This is a genomic window from Paenibacillus sp. FSL R10-2736 (assembly GCF_038000245.1).
Lineage (GTDB): Bacteria > Bacillota > Bacilli > Paenibacillales > Paenibacillaceae > Paenibacillus_AQ > Paenibacillus_AQ phytohabitans.
Genome location: NZ_JBBOBN010000001.1, coordinates 4,099,664 through 4,112,477 on the forward strand (window position 1 = coordinate 4,099,664; position 12,814 = coordinate 4,112,477).

The 12,814-nt window shown below is 48.0% G+C and carries 15 protein-coding genes; 6 read left to right on the forward strand and 9 right to left on the reverse strand.

Annotation, left to right across the window (positions count from 1 at the left end):
• Positions 1 to 53: 53 nt before the first annotated feature.
• Positions 54 to 1,109, reverse strand: a complete 1,056-nt coding sequence (locus NSQ73_RS17780) for an FUSC family protein (protein WP_042136669.1) — start codon at positions 1,107 to 1,109, stop codon at positions 54 to 56.
• 228 nt (positions 1,110 to 1,337) lie between these two features.
• Between NSQ73_RS17780 and NSQ73_RS17785 the strand changes: the two genes are divergently transcribed.
• The gene (locus NSQ73_RS17785) at positions 1,338 to 1,838 is read left to right on the forward strand and encodes a hypothetical protein (RefSeq protein ID WP_340987493.1); all 501 of its coding nucleotides are present in this window, start codon (positions 1,338 to 1,340) and stop codon (positions 1,836 to 1,838) included.
• Positions 1,839 to 1,870: 32 nt separating this feature from the next.
• Here the strand turns inward: NSQ73_RS17785 and NSQ73_RS17790 are convergent, their stop codons facing one another.
• On the reverse strand, positions 1,871 to 2,551 hold the full coding sequence (locus tag NSQ73_RS17790; protein WP_340987494.1) for a phosphatase PAP2 family protein: 681 nt from the start codon (positions 2,549 to 2,551) through the stop codon (positions 1,871 to 1,873).
• 111 nt (positions 2,552 to 2,662) lie between these two features.
• On the opposite strand from NSQ73_RS17790, the gene hfq reads away from it, so the two are divergent.
• A complete protein-coding gene (hfq, locus tag NSQ73_RS17795; protein WP_039298097.1) occupies positions 2,663 to 2,884 on the forward strand; it encodes an RNA chaperone Hfq in 222 nt (73 codons plus the stop codon).
• 157 nt (positions 2,885 to 3,041) lie between these two features.
• On the opposite strand, the gene NSQ73_RS17800 is transcribed toward hfq, so the two are convergent.
• Complete coding sequence (locus NSQ73_RS17800; protein ID WP_340987496.1) at positions 3,042 to 4,148, reverse strand: lactonase family protein; 1,107 nt, start codon at positions 4,146 to 4,148, stop codon at positions 3,042 to 3,044.
• Positions 4,149 to 4,347: 199 nt separating this feature from the next.
• Between NSQ73_RS17800 and NSQ73_RS17805 the strand changes: the two genes are divergently transcribed.
• Positions 4,348 to 4,683: a LytTR family transcriptional regulator DNA-binding domain-containing protein gene (locus NSQ73_RS17805; RefSeq protein WP_039298093.1), complete on the forward strand. Its 336-nt coding sequence runs from the start codon at positions 4,348 to 4,350 to the stop codon at positions 4,681 to 4,683.
• A gap of 253 nt (positions 4,684 to 4,936) precedes the next feature.
• Positions 4,937 to 6,181 carry a peptidylprolyl isomerase gene (locus NSQ73_RS17810; protein ID WP_076245485.1) on the forward strand — a complete coding sequence of 415 codons (1,245 nt, stop codon included), beginning with the start codon at positions 4,937 to 4,939 and terminating at the stop codon, positions 6,179 to 6,181.
• Positions 6,182 to 6,278: 97 nt separating this feature from the next.
• On the opposite strand, the gene NSQ73_RS17815 is transcribed toward NSQ73_RS17810, so the two are convergent.
• Together NSQ73_RS17815 and NSQ73_RS17820 are read right to left on the reverse strand one after the other, a co-directional pair.
• Positions 6,279 to 6,473: a DUF2188 domain-containing protein gene (locus NSQ73_RS17815; protein WP_340987497.1), complete on the reverse strand. Its 195-nt coding sequence runs from the start codon at positions 6,471 to 6,473 to the stop codon at positions 6,279 to 6,281.
• 79 nt (positions 6,474 to 6,552) lie between these two features.
• Positions 6,553 to 7,152 carry a nitroreductase family protein gene (locus tag NSQ73_RS17820; protein ID WP_042136658.1) on the reverse strand — a complete coding sequence of 200 codons (600 nt, stop codon included), beginning with the start codon at positions 7,150 to 7,152 and terminating at the stop codon, positions 6,553 to 6,555.
• Positions 7,153 to 7,465: 313 nt separating this feature from the next.
• On the opposite strand from NSQ73_RS17820, the gene NSQ73_RS17825 reads away from it, so the two are divergent.
• Positions 7,466 to 8,842, forward strand: a complete 1,377-nt coding sequence (locus NSQ73_RS17825) for a metallophosphoesterase (protein WP_340987498.1) — start codon at positions 7,466 to 7,468, stop codon at positions 8,840 to 8,842.
• A gap of 29 nt (positions 8,843 to 8,871) precedes the next feature.
• Positions 8,872 to 9,087, forward strand: a complete 216-nt coding sequence (locus tag NSQ73_RS17830) for a DNA-binding protein (protein WP_042136656.1) — start codon at positions 8,872 to 8,874, stop codon at positions 9,085 to 9,087.
• 350 nt (positions 9,088 to 9,437) lie between these two features.
• On the opposite strand, the gene NSQ73_RS17835 is transcribed toward NSQ73_RS17830, so the two are convergent.
• The 4 genes from NSQ73_RS17835 to NSQ73_RS17850 form a co-directional block, all read right to left on the reverse strand.
• Complete coding sequence (locus NSQ73_RS17835; RefSeq protein ID WP_340987499.1) at positions 9,438 to 9,812, reverse strand: hypothetical protein; 375 nt, start codon at positions 9,810 to 9,812, stop codon at positions 9,438 to 9,440.
• A gap of 103 nt (positions 9,813 to 9,915) precedes the next feature.
• Entirely contained in the window at positions 9,916 to 10,845 is a 930-nt protein-coding gene (locus tag NSQ73_RS17840) for a phosphotransferase (protein ID WP_340989311.1), read from the reverse strand.
• A gap of 278 nt (positions 10,846 to 11,123) precedes the next feature.
• On the reverse strand, positions 11,124 to 12,338 hold the full coding sequence (locus NSQ73_RS17845) for a chromate transporter (protein WP_340987500.1): 1,215 nt from the start codon (positions 12,336 to 12,338) through the stop codon (positions 11,124 to 11,126).
• Between the two features lie 76 nt (positions 12,339 to 12,414).
• Entirely contained in the window at positions 12,415 to 12,759 is a 345-nt protein-coding gene (locus NSQ73_RS17850; RefSeq protein WP_340987501.1) for a winged helix-turn-helix transcriptional regulator, read from the reverse strand.
• Positions 12,760 to 12,814 lie beyond the last annotated feature (55 nt).

Sequence of the window (12,814 nt, forward strand, 5' to 3'; positions counted from 1 at the left end):
CCCTATGATGTATATATTCATCCGGTCCCTCTGGGACCGGATTTTTTTGTTCTTTATATTTTTCCCGTCATATCGGCAGTGTCCTTCTCGTCCGTGTTCATCCGGTTAATCTGATCAGCCACCCTATCCAGACGATCCAGCTGATAGCCGTAATCATATATTGCCGCTGCCACCACGGACAACCGCAGCTGCCCGGATTTCTCAGGATCATATCCGTGGATGGCCGCCTCCAGAAAACGGTCGTTGTCCTCTGCCAGAAGTTCAGAATCATTCGCACCCGGCTTCAGCTTATCCTCGAATTTCAGCAGGATGTACTCATGATATTTAATCAGCTGCTCCAGATGCCGGTCAAACAGCTCATCGGTACGTTCTGTCCGCTCGGCCTGGAAGTAATGGCGGTCTATAGCCTCCAGCACCTGAAACCCCTTCTGCAGAGAATTGAGCAGATTCTTATACACCACCATTTGTCTGGTCTGACTGTATTTCGCCCTTCTTAGCTGCTTCTGCTCCTCTTCGAACAATGCATACTTGTCAGCCAATGCCTTAATGGAACCCTCCAGAGCGTTCTTCTCATCCCGGAATACACTTTCCTTCATTTCATGCGATACCGCAGTCCTTAGCAGCAGCGACAGGCTGGTGAACACATTCTCAATCTGCTGGATGTACTGCTTGCGCGGCTTCGGCGGAAAGACAGCGATATTAATAATGAATGCCGACAGAATACCGGTCAGCGTCAGCAGAAAACGGGTGAGCGCAAATTGCCACTGCCCGGAAGCCTCCATTACGGAGATTACGGTAACCAGCGTCAGGCCGATTGTATCAGCGCGGTTCATTTTCATGCTGATCATAATCACCAGAATACATACCAGCCCGACCGCAATCGGTTCATTGGACAGCAGCATTCCGCCCAGCAGTGCTATCACAGCTCCCATGGTGCTGGTCTGAATCTGATCGAGGAAATACCTCCATGATCTGTATATGGATGGCTGCATTGCAAAAATTGCCGCTATAGCCGCACCGACAGGGGAGGCGAAATTAAATAGAACGGACAGATAAAGTGCGAGCGTGACTGCCATTCCTGTTTTGAGTATGCGGGCACCAAAAGCCAAATCCATCCCTCCTAAAGAGCTTGATCTATTTCAATATAGATGCTGTGATTAAAAATTTATGTATATCCTGAAGGTATTCGGTAAATCTCTAATAATTGCACACACATTATTACCCATGAAGCACGCTGGCGAATTTTAGTATGGCTTAAGCCGGGTTTAAGGATTCTTTCAGCTTTCGGGGAATACTGGGTACATGTCAGCCAACATACAACTCAGAAGAGGTGAATCATGAACAACCCTATCCAAAGAATTACTGCATTCACTGCAGCCGTAATGCTCACTATGGCACCGGCTGCCGCTTTTGCGGAGAATCCGTCTGCCGGCACAGCCACTTCCGCACCGGATTCCATACACGCCGGCAGGGAGCATGGGCATCCTCACGGCGGGAACAAGAACTTCCGGGCCGGAGGCCATTTCATCATCAATGAAACGGCTAAGCTGCTTGAGATGGACCGTTCAGAGCTCATTGACAGCCTGAAGGCAGGCAAGACACTCTCTGCCCTCGCCCAGGAGAAAAAGGGCTGGAGCGAAGATCAGTACATCCAGAAGCTGAGTGAAGCCGCCAGCCTCAAGGTCGACGAGTCGGTCAAGGACGGCCGGATTACGAAAGAGGACGCCGACAAGCTGAAGGCCGGGCTGCCCGTAATGATCAAGCTAAGCCTTAGCCGTGCGGCTCAGTTTCACCAGGCCAAGCCTTCGCAGCAGCCTGTTGCACCAAAGACACGCTAAAGCTTTAGTCAATGATGCGGATGCCCTGCAGATTATTTGCGGGCATCCTTTTTGCGTTGCGGGCCTCCCCCTTTGCGCTCCCTGGAGTTCCGGTAAGCCTCGAAGCAGGCGGCAGACAGCATGAGCCATGCGCCGCTGGCTGCGTAGCCGCCGATCACATCACTGGGATAATGCACGCCCAGATAAATCCGGCTCCAGCCGATCCCGCCGGTCATCAGCACGGTGAACAGAATCAGGATGAATCGCTCACGTCTGTTGTGCATATGCCTCCAGAGAAGATAGGCAATCACTCCGTATAAAGAGAAGGCAGCCATAGAATGTCCGCTCGGAAAGCTGTACCCGGCCTGTTCAATGAGTCTGTGTATAGTGGGACGTTCGCGGTGGAACCACAGCTTCAGCAGTGTATTCAGCAATTGCGAGCCTAAGCCTACCCACAGAAACAAAGCCAGCTCCATCCGGTGCTTCAAGGCGAAGAATAATATAGTCATAGTCAGCAGCGAAATCCCGATAGCCAGCCTCGAGGAGCCGACGAGCGATAAGCTTTTGGCCAGCGCAGTGAGCGGCGGCGATTCCACAGATTGCACGATATGTATAACGGCACGGTCAAAGCCTGCAGCTCCGCCCTGCTTCACCAATACAGCGATCAGGATAAATCCCAGCAAAAACCATATAAAACGGCGAAATCCGCCGGACCAGTAATGATAATAAAGCATAACTACCCCCTTGTCTATTTCCGCGCCTGATGACAGATTTCCTGGAAGAGTCTCTCCCGTGTTATAATTGCCTAAGAAGTTAATTCATACTAAAGATGGAGTGCTGCCAAAGTGGAAAGTCTAAAATTACAGGAACGATTGTTGAACCAGTGTATCTCAACAAAAGTGCCCGTGACCATTTTTACAACTAACGGAGTCAAAATGCAGGGACTCGTAACCTCTTATGACGCTTATACTATCACCTTGCAGGGTCAAGGTGACGGCAGACAGAACGTACTCTTCAAATCGGCAGTCTCCACGGTAGTGCCGCTGAAGCCCGTCTCACTCAAATAAGCAGTCCCGCCCGGCGCATCTCTGGGCCTAACACCTACAAATTAACCGTCCCGAATTCAAAAGGAACACCGGAGCAAGCCATTCCGGTGTTCCTTTTGCCATTGTTGCCTGGCAGGACAAGCATTACACTTTACAGTTAGTAACCGGTCCGAAATAATTATCCGGCAAATACTGCAGGCATTACACAGACCGGCTTGGACAATTCCGCCGTATTTCCTGTGAAGGTTAACCGCCCGCCGGCAGCATCCAGTGAGAAGACCACCAGATTATTACCGTCCCGGTTGGCTACAATCAGATAAGCTCCGTCCGGCGTGACCGTGAAGTGGCGCGGATGCCCCCCTCTTGTGGATACATGCTCCACCAATGTAAGCTCAGCCGATGCCGGATTTACAGCGTAGACCACAATACTGTCGTGGCCGCGGTTAGAGCCGTACAGATATTGGCCATCCTTGGAAAATGCAATTTCGGCACAGCTGTTATTCTCTGACGGGTAACCTTCCGGAAGTGTCGATACCGTAAATGCCGTCTGCAGAGTTCCTGCAGCAGCATCATATAGGAAGGAAGTTACGGTGGAATCCAGCTCATTGATCACATAAGCGGATTTGCCATCCGGATGGAACACGAAATGGCGTGGTCCCGCTCCTTCATGCAGTGCAGTATCTCCAAGCGCTTCAAGCTTCTTCGCTTCTTTGTTAATCCGGTAGGTCCGGATCAGATCCAGTCCCAGATCAGACACAAACAGGAAGCGCTCATCCGGACTAAAGATGGCCGAATGCGGATGCGGCCGGTCGTGGCCCGGAAGATCACTATGTCCGATATGTACTGCAATATCCGTCAGGGCTTCGGGTATCCCGTCTGCATCCAGGGTGAGCAGTCCTATCGTTCCCCCGTGATAGCTGCATACTACAATATGTTCGCTTTCAGCATCTCTATTGATATTACAGGTCGTGGTTTGACCCGTGCCTGCGGCAGGCATCGTCGGAGTCCGCTTCAATTCAGTCAGCTTGCCGGTCTTCGGCTCAATCGCGAAGGTTACAATCTCTCCCTCTTTGCCGCCCTCCCCACTTGGCTTCTCGCCAATCGCATACAGCTTCAGCCCGGAAGGGTCCACATTTACGAACGTCGGGTTCGTTATGCCATCAGCTGTATCCAGCCGCTCAAGTGTACCTCCGGCTTCACCGTCAAAAGCAAACACCTGAACTCCGCTCTCCTCAGCCGTTGCATAAGAGCCGGTAAACAACAGCAGCTTCGTATTCTCATTCATCTGGGTAATCCTCCTCCAACTTGTGGTTATGGATGCATATCAGCCATCTATATAATTTACAGTTTTTCGTGAGGTATGACAAATGCAACGGAAAAAATGACAAAAAACATTTCAAAAATAAGACTTCTCAAAGCAAAAAGAGTATGCTATAATGAAAGCGCTAACATCAATGTTAATTATGTATAAAGGGGGAACACGAATGAGCAGCCTGCTGGAAGCCAGAAATGTATATGAGGACTTCGAGGTGGAGACAGACATTCTGTTCTTTAAGGTCGGGGACCATGACCTTGTCATTTTTCACGGCAGAAACTACAACATTAAAAAGAGAATGACTGCCGAGCAACTGAACCGCTTATTGTCAAGCAACAGCTATTATCATGTGTACGGGGGCTGCTACGTTAACCTGAACAAGATCAGCTCCATCGAAGATGACTGTATCTATTTCGGTGAAATGGGCTTGTATGCAAAGTCTGTACGTGTTCCCAGACGCAAACAGGAAAGCATCCGCCATCTGCTGAGAGGACTTAGCTCCTAAGGCGGATACATATCCGCTGCCTGCTAATCCGTAGAATACAGCATGGAATCATTTTTACGCATTCAATGTCTCTCTCATCTGGCCGGAGCGCGCATGGGGAAACCTATTGCTGCTCCGGCTTTTTCCTGTTTCTTAATGGAATATTAAAAAGTTATTATGCTTTTTTATACTTTCTTAAGGTTTGGAATTCTGTTTTCTGGTAAAGTTGTAGAAAGACAGGCACCACCTATATTGAAGGGAGTCATTAATTATAATGGACAAAAAAGATTTCAACGAAAATGGACAGCTTGAAAACGGCGGAACGCCGCCGGAAGAGAACGACACTTCTGTAGTTACCCCGGAAGATGGAATTGAACGTGCGGAGGCCGTATCTGAACCTCAGGCTGAAGTAATTATTCCGGCAGAACCTGTACAAGCTGCAACAGAAAGCTCCAGCAGCGTGCACTCTCCGAAAATTGAAGAAAGCGTTCCCGTAATGAACAAGGTAGGCGACGGTACTCCTCCTTCCAAACCGGCCGCACCTGCAGGCGGCAAAGGCTGGATGATCGCCTCCATCATATTGGCAGCGGCATTAATCGTAGTCCTGATTGTGCAGCCTTTCAAGAAAGACGACAGCAAGATCGCTGTTGCTACCGTTAACGGAACGGATATCACGAAAGCACAGCTTTACGATAAACTGGTTGAAGCAGGCGGCGAATCCACGCTGCAGAACCTGATTACTACCACTCTCGTGGATCAGGAAGCGAAGAAAGCCAACATTACCGTAACCGATGAAGACATTAACCAGGAGATCGCAGATCTGACCACCCAGTTCGGCGGTGAGGAAGCCCTGAATTCTGCTCTGCAGCAGAGCTCCATGACTCTGGATGACCTGAAGAAGCAAATGCCTTTGCAGGTTGAGATCCGCAAGCTGGTTGAACCGAAGGTTACCATTACGGATGAGGACATCTCCAAATACTACGATGAGAACAAAGCAACCTTCAATCAGGAAGAAGAAGTTCGCGCTTCACACATCCTCGTTGAAACCAAAGAAGAAGCTGATGCCATCGTCAAACAGCTGAAAGACGGAGCAGACTTCGCCACACTCGCTAAAGAGAAATCTGCAGATACCGGTTCCAAAGACAAAGGCGGAGACCTCGACTTCTTCAAACGTGCCGATATGGTTGCTGAATTCTCCGATGCGGCCTTCAACATGAAGGTTGGTGAAACCAGCGGTGCTGTGAAGACCGATTACGGTTACCACATTATCAAGGTTACTGACCGTAAAGAAGCACATGAATACACGCTTGCTGAGAAAAAAGAGGAAATCACCAAGACTCTGAAAGCGCAAAAAGTCTCGGAAATGTCTTCTACCTGGCTGGCTGATTTGACCAAGAATGCCACCATCACCAATACTTTGACCGATACACCTGATGCATCCGCTACTCCGGCAGCATCTGCCGCACCAGATGCCAGTGCAGACCCTGCTGCTGCTGCAACAGAAGCTCCAGCCAAGTAATCTATTCATTCCTGCATAATACACACATACCTAAAGAGGACAGGCGGATTCCCGCCTGTCCTCTTTGCTTGTCCGGCCTTAGGCCCGGACGCAGCCGTCAATGATTTTTTTTACGGACCTGTTTGTCGTGATTCTCACCCCACTCTTTGGCCTGCGCGGTGGCAATGGCAATCGCCCGCCCCTCCTCATAACCATCCTCAAGCAGCGCATTGGCAATTTCCACAGCCTTGTTGCGCACAGGTGCAGTGAAGTTCTTCAGAGAATCCGGATAGTCTCCTTTATTCCATGGCATAACAAAAACCTCCTTGATCTGACTATACTCATACTTAGCCGGATCAGGGAGGTTCTAAACCACTTATTGTAATGTTTACTTATTTAATGACTTTCACACGCTCTTCAATCGGCTGGAATTCTTTCTCTCCCGGAGGGGTTACAATTGTACCGAACGGCAGCTGTGCAATCAGCTTCCACTCTGCCGGAATACCGAATGTTTCTTTGACTTCATCGTCAATCAGCGGATTGTAATGCTGAAGCGAAGCGCCCAGACCCTGTTCTGCGAATGCTGTCCACACTACGAACTGCAGAATTCCTGAGGACTGATTGGCCCAGATCGGAAAATTCTCTGCATACAGCGCGAAGTTCTCCTGAAGATGCTTAACCACCGCCTGGTCTTCGAAGAAGAGCACGGAGCCGTAACCGGCTTTGAAAGAAGCTAATTTCTGGGCAGTGCCTTCGAATTGTTCAGTCGGAACGATTTTACGCAAGGTTTCTGCAGTGATATCCCACAGTTTATCATGTTGTTCACCCAGCAGGACCACGGCTCTGGAGCTCTGGGAGTTGAAGGAAGTTGGGCTATGTAATACTGCCTCTTCAACGATCTTCTGGATCTGTTCATCAGAGATTGGGGATTCTTTGCTGATTGCATATACGGAACGTCTGCCTTTTACCGCTTCGAAAAAGTTCTTAGACATAAAATAACTACCTCCATTTAATTAAGTAACTTACTTTTATAAATCTTAACACTTTTCCTACCGGAATACAACTCTTATTCACAACTTTTCCCTGTCAGCTTACTTATGCTTATATATCAGCTCTTAGTGTCGCAGTATTCGCAGTAATTATGCGCCTTCCACTATTTTCTATAAGCTGATCTTCACGTTTAGAAACATGGCACTAACTTTTCGTATATACAACCTGTCAATAAATACGCTACAATGATTCAGCAAAAGTGCAGAAAGAAGGTCATTTATGAGCTCCCCTCTTAAGGATGGAACTAAACGAACAATGAAATTCACATTATTAATGCTGCTAAGTTCTGCCTTGATTCTAAGCGGCTGCAAAGACACAGCTTCGACATCATTAAATGCAGCGGCCGTGGTTACAGAACCTGAGACATCTATAGATTCCACTGCGCCTGTGTCCTTCTGGGTCGCTACCGATACACATTATCTGGATAAGGCGCTTGAGGATGGCGGTCAAGCCTTCCAGACCTATGTCACAGGCGGAGACGGTAAGATGCTTCCCTACAGTGATGAATTAGCTGAGGCTCTTGTCTATGATGTGGAACAGAAGAAGCCTGAATTCCTCATTCTCAGCGGCGATCTCACCAACAATGGTGAAGCAAGCAGCCATAAAGAGTTAGCCGCGAAGCTGCACCGGATTGAGGCAATGGGCACCAACGTATATGTTGTTCCCGGCAACCACGATATTAATAACCCTTGGGCCAGATCCTTTGACGGTGACAAGCAGGTGGTTGCAGATCATATTAATGTGGAGGATTTCCTCGCGACCTATGAGGATTTCGGTTACCATGAGGCGCTATCCCGGGATGCTGACAGCCTAAGCTATGTGGTTAAGGCCGCCCCAGACCTCTGGCTTCTGATGATTGACAGCGCCCAGTATGCGCATAATGAAGAATACAATTTCCCGCAGACAGACGGGCGGATCTTACCTTCAACCTTGTCCTGGATGGATGAGAATGTGAAGCTGGCCGCACAGGAGCATGCCTCGATCATTACCGTAATGCATCATAATCTGTTAAGCCACACCTCCATGGCGGTATCCGGCTTCAAGCTTAACAACAGCCAGGAAACCATGAAGACGCTCCGCAAGGATGGCCTCAATCTGGTCTTATCCGGGCATATCCATATGCAGGATATCCGCCGGAACCCTGCTGAGGATTCTATTGATCCGGCCATGCCTGTATACGATATTGCTACAAGCGCAATGGCGGTTAACCCCCATCAGTACGGCGCGATGACGTTTGATCCGGTCTCCCGTGCTTTTACCTATAATACGGCCGCAGTCGACGTGGAGGGCTGGGCTCAAGCGAAGGATATTACCGATCCTCATCTGCTGAACTTCAAATCGTATGCTGAGGAGACCTTTGCAAGTGAATCTTATGAGAAGGCAATGACCAGACTGAAGGATAGCACCTTTACAGAAGCTCAGAAGCAGTCGATGGCCGAGGTCATGTCCAAGCTGAACATCAAGTATTTCACCGGCACCGCCGCTGACTCACTGGACGAGATCCAAGCCATGCCGGGGTACAAGCTGTGGGAGAGTATGGAGGGCGGATTCATGTCCGGGTATATCCGCAGTATGGCCGAACACTCCGGACAGAGCAATGTATCGCTGGAGATGGTTCTGACTACACAGTAAGCGACATTATTTAGAGAGGAGCATGCTTAGTGGCAGATACTCATGAATCCCCTCCAGGCAGCAGCCTGCCTGAGATAATCTCCAAGCCGGCGCACCGGGCGCTGGCCGGAGCCGGTATTGTAAACCTGGAGCAGCTAACCACAATTACAGAAGCAGAGCTGCTGAAGCTGCACGGCATGGGTCCCAAGGGCATACGGATTCTCCGCCAGGCGCTTGCAGACAAAGGGCTTGATTTTGCCAAGTAAGCTGGTTTAGTGTGACACTCAACGCAATACATCAAACAGCGGCAGCCATGGACGGGATGAAGTCCTGAGCTGCCACTGTTATGTTGTACTGACTTATTCCAGAAATTATGACAAAAACATAATAAAGCTTTAACTGTATTTTGTACAACTAAAGCTTGCCCATATGCCTCAGAAGGAGTTTCAATTGCACTCTGTACACTTATATAATTCTTTTTTGCCGAAGAAGAATACTTTGCTCAATTTTAATTGTACAGAATACAGCTATTCCTGCACATCCGGGTTTTCGCCGTCTTTTAATTGTACAGAATACAGTTATCTGCCATGCGCTCCATACCGCCTGCTTGAATTCTTCATTTACTTATAAGCGCTGCCACAGAGAAAACCGCCAGAGAGAAAATCAGGCAGAGCGCTTCAGTTTCTTGTGTAATATAATAAATGGCTCCGACAACCACAAGCCCTATTGCATTAGAGATAACAAGCCGCTTTACCAGCGATTCCCCGGCAAATCTGATGACTGCAAATTGAAAAATACTAAGCAGGATATGCAGAGGGTACAGAATTAAAAAGAACAGCACAAACACGACGAATCCGCCGGGGCCACTGATATATGAGGTCTCAGACACTAATGAATTATCGATGCCCGTGATCATTATGCCGTATAACACACTTAACACTGGCGAGATGAGGCAGATATTCATTAAAAGTTCTCTTTTAGCTTTGTCCATGTTCTAAACTCCTAACAGAAGTCTCTCATCCACATCGTGGAGAGAGACTTTCTTTCTGAAGTCCGCAGTATTATTTATTTCGCGGTTACATCTTTGATTCCCCTCAAGATTCTATAAACTGCAAAGCACGTCTGGTATGATAATCAGAGATTCCCTTTGCAGTCTGCTGATCCGGATAACCTCTCTGGACCAGCTTTAAGCCAGCCGAGATCAACGAAAGATGATGATGATATTGATAGAACAGCTTCCTGTTTACATCGAGATTATCATTCTTCAGATACCGGTAGAAATCACCAAAACGGAATTCCATAAAACTGTGCTCGTGCTCAATATCGTAGAATCCGGCTCCTTCAATATCAATCAAACAAGGTTCAAGCTGATCCGTAACCAGCACATGGTTAGGACCGAGCTCTCCATGGATATATCCATAACGGCTTCTGCGTTCTACTCTTGATTCAAGTTTGTACAGCATATCGAGCAGCTTACCCTGATTCCTGCGGATAACATCAATATATTCAGAGGCATATGACAACTGAATTATAGCATTTTGCAATTGGATAAGATGACATTGTCCCGAACTTCGCTCTGTTTGATCCGGCTTCCCGTAGATATCGCTTTCCCCCGCATGCATGCCCGTAATCATGTCTCCCAGGCGTTGGAAGATAGTATCCTTAACCCTGGAATCAGAATGATTGAAATAGGCCTCGGCAGCTTGCCCGGTTACATACTCAACAAGCGCATAATCAAAATCATAAGGATTCCTGTCCATATTCATATCATAGAGGGCAGGCGTCCGGATAGATTGTTCTAGTAAGTATCTGTTGTTTATCTCAAATTGTTCACTGCCGTAGGATTGCACATTCGTATTCTGATTCACAATTTCTTCCTGAAAATAATTCATCGTAATATCCCACACATACAGAACGCAGGTAAATCCATTAGTGCAGTCTATCTTATAGACCACCTTTTGCGCGCCTCCATGCATCTTTGTAACCATTGCAACACAATAACTTGTGCCAAAGACCTTCTCCACATACACCTGTAAGGCAGCAGGATCGAGATGACAATCATTTCCCAAGGAACAACACTCCGCTTCTTCATTTATTGCCGGCTCCCCCACTGTATTATATTTACCGGAAAAAATATAGACTGTTTCTTTCGTTTCTGTTATTATGTTGAATTAGGTCTTGAATAAAATCGGCATACAAAACAGTCTCTGGAATCATTCCAGAGACTGTTTTGTATTTGCTGTATTTTTCCGGTTATAGCCCCTGTTCGGTTTGAGTGCTCATGTGCTAATCTCCCCGCTGACTAATATACTCCAAGTAACATTCCGCCCGCTGAACCAGCTACAACGACTACCCAAGGCGGAAGCTTCCAGAAAACGAGCATAATAAATAGAATGGCGGCCAGCGCGAAATCCATCGGCTCCACAATAGCTGAAGTCCACAGGGGATCATACAAGGCAGCAAGTAATAACCCAACAACAGCTGCATTAATTCCGGCCAGGGCTCCCTGAATTTTCAGGTTTTTTCTTAAGCTGTTCCAAAAAGGAAGTGCGCCGACTACGAGAAGAAAGGCCGGCAGGAAGATGGCGGACGTGGCAACGATTGCCCCGGTAACACCTCCGGTCAGGGCCCCAAGGTAACTTGCAAAAGTGAACAACGGACCCGGAACTGCTTGCGTGGCTCCGTACCCCGCCAGGAAATCTGCTTGGCTAACCCAGCCTGTAGGAACTACTTCTCTTTCCAGAAGCGGAAGCACGACATGTCCGCCGCCGAATACCAAAGAACCGGAACGATAAAAGCTGTCAAATATCGCTAACCCTCCGGTCTCTGCTGTTCCTCTTAATAAAGGGAGAGCTACTAAGAGACCAAAAAATAATAGTAAACAGAGAATAGCAAAGGTTCGGCTAATTGAAACGTGAAGGTTTGCTGTGCCTTCCGCAGTTTTTTTGCGATAAAGCCATACCCCAACTATGCCAGCTGCAGCAATTGTAAGTACCTGGCTGTAGGCTGTCTGCCAGGACAATGTAACAGCTGCTCCAATAACAGCGATGGTTACTCTTTCCCGGTCAGGTGTCAGCTTTTGCCCCATTCCAAGAATAGCATGGGCAACAACCGCCACAGCAACGATCTTCAGTCCATGAATCCAGCCTGCACTGCCTATATCATAGCCTTGAAGCAAAAAAGCAAAGGCAACCAGCGCAATGACAGAAGGTAAAGTAAAGCCTAGCCACGCAACAACCCCTCCCAGCAAACCTGCTCTTACAACACCGATACCGATACCAACCTGGCTGCTCGCCGGACCAGGGAGAAACTGGCAAAGAGCTACCAGATCAGCGTAGCTCCGTTCATCCATCCATTTTCGCCGCCGTATATACTCATTGTGAAAGTAACCCAGGTGAGCGATCGGTCCTCCAAACGAAGTAAGACCCAGTTTAGCAGATACAAGCAGCACTTCAAGAAGGGCCCCCGCTCTCCCCTTCTGAATATCTTCCGGTACCCTCTGCTCATCCGTCTGCATTTACATTGCCCCCTTGATTTTGAACTGCACAGCTAAACTTTACTGATTAAAGTATCCAGCATTTCCTTGCGTCCGCTTAACTCCCTGAACGGTCCACTCCATACAGCTTCTTCATATGCTCAATATGAGAAACTCCCCAATCATTCAATACCTGCAGCACAGAACTTAACCCTTTCCCATATTCCGAGATTGAATATTCAACCTTAGGCGGGATCTGATTATACACTTCGCGGTGAACAATATCGTTATACTCTAGCTCCCTTAACTGCTGGGTGAGCATCTTCTTGTTAATATCCGGAATGGATTTCTGCAGTTCTCCGAACCGCATGGTGCCTTTGTTAATCAGCTGAAGCAGAATAACAGGTTTCCATTTCCCGATCAGAATGTCCAGTGCCGATTCAAACTTACAATACGATTCCATAACCTCCAGCTCCTTATCCTGCATATGGTTACTTATTCTTAACTATGTTTATTAA

Coding starts and splice junctions, on each gene's coding strand:
- NSQ73_RS17845 (WP_340987500.1), bottom strand. CDS start 12,338: ATGCAGACGGATGAGCAGAGGGTACCGGAAGATATTCAGAAGGGGAGA.
- NSQ73_RS17825 (WP_340987498.1), top strand. CDS start 7,466: ATGAAATTCACATTATTAATGCTGCTAAGTTCTGCCTTGATTCTAAGC.
- NSQ73_RS17800 (WP_340987496.1), bottom strand. CDS start 4,148: ATGAATGAGAATACGAAGCTGCTGTTGTTTACCGGCTCTTATGCAACG.
- NSQ73_RS17820 (WP_042136658.1), bottom strand. CDS start 7,152: ATGTCTAAGAACTTTTTCGAAGCGGTAAAAGGCAGACGTTCCGTATAT.
- NSQ73_RS17815 (WP_340987497.1), bottom strand. CDS start 6,473: ATGCCATGGAATAAAGGAGACTATCCGGATTCTCTGAAGAACTTCACT.
- NSQ73_RS17810 (WP_076245485.1), top strand. CDS start 4,937: ATGGACAAAAAAGATTTCAACGAAAATGGACAGCTTGAAAACGGCGGA.
- NSQ73_RS17790 (WP_340987494.1), bottom strand. CDS start 2,551: ATGCTTTATTATCATTACTGGTCCGGCGGATTTCGCCGTTTTATATGG.
- NSQ73_RS17785 (WP_340987493.1), top strand. CDS start 1,338: ATGAACAACCCTATCCAAAGAATTACTGCATTCACTGCAGCCGTAATG.
- NSQ73_RS17850 (WP_340987501.1), bottom strand. CDS start 12,759: ATGGAATCGTATTGTAAGTTTGAATCGGCACTGGACATTCTGATCGGG.
- NSQ73_RS17805 (WP_039298093.1), top strand. CDS start 4,348: ATGAGCAGCCTGCTGGAAGCCAGAAATGTATATGAGGACTTCGAGGTG.
- NSQ73_RS17835 (WP_340987499.1), bottom strand. CDS start 9,812: ATGGACAAAGCTAAAAGAGAACTTTTAATGAATATCTGCCTCATCTCG.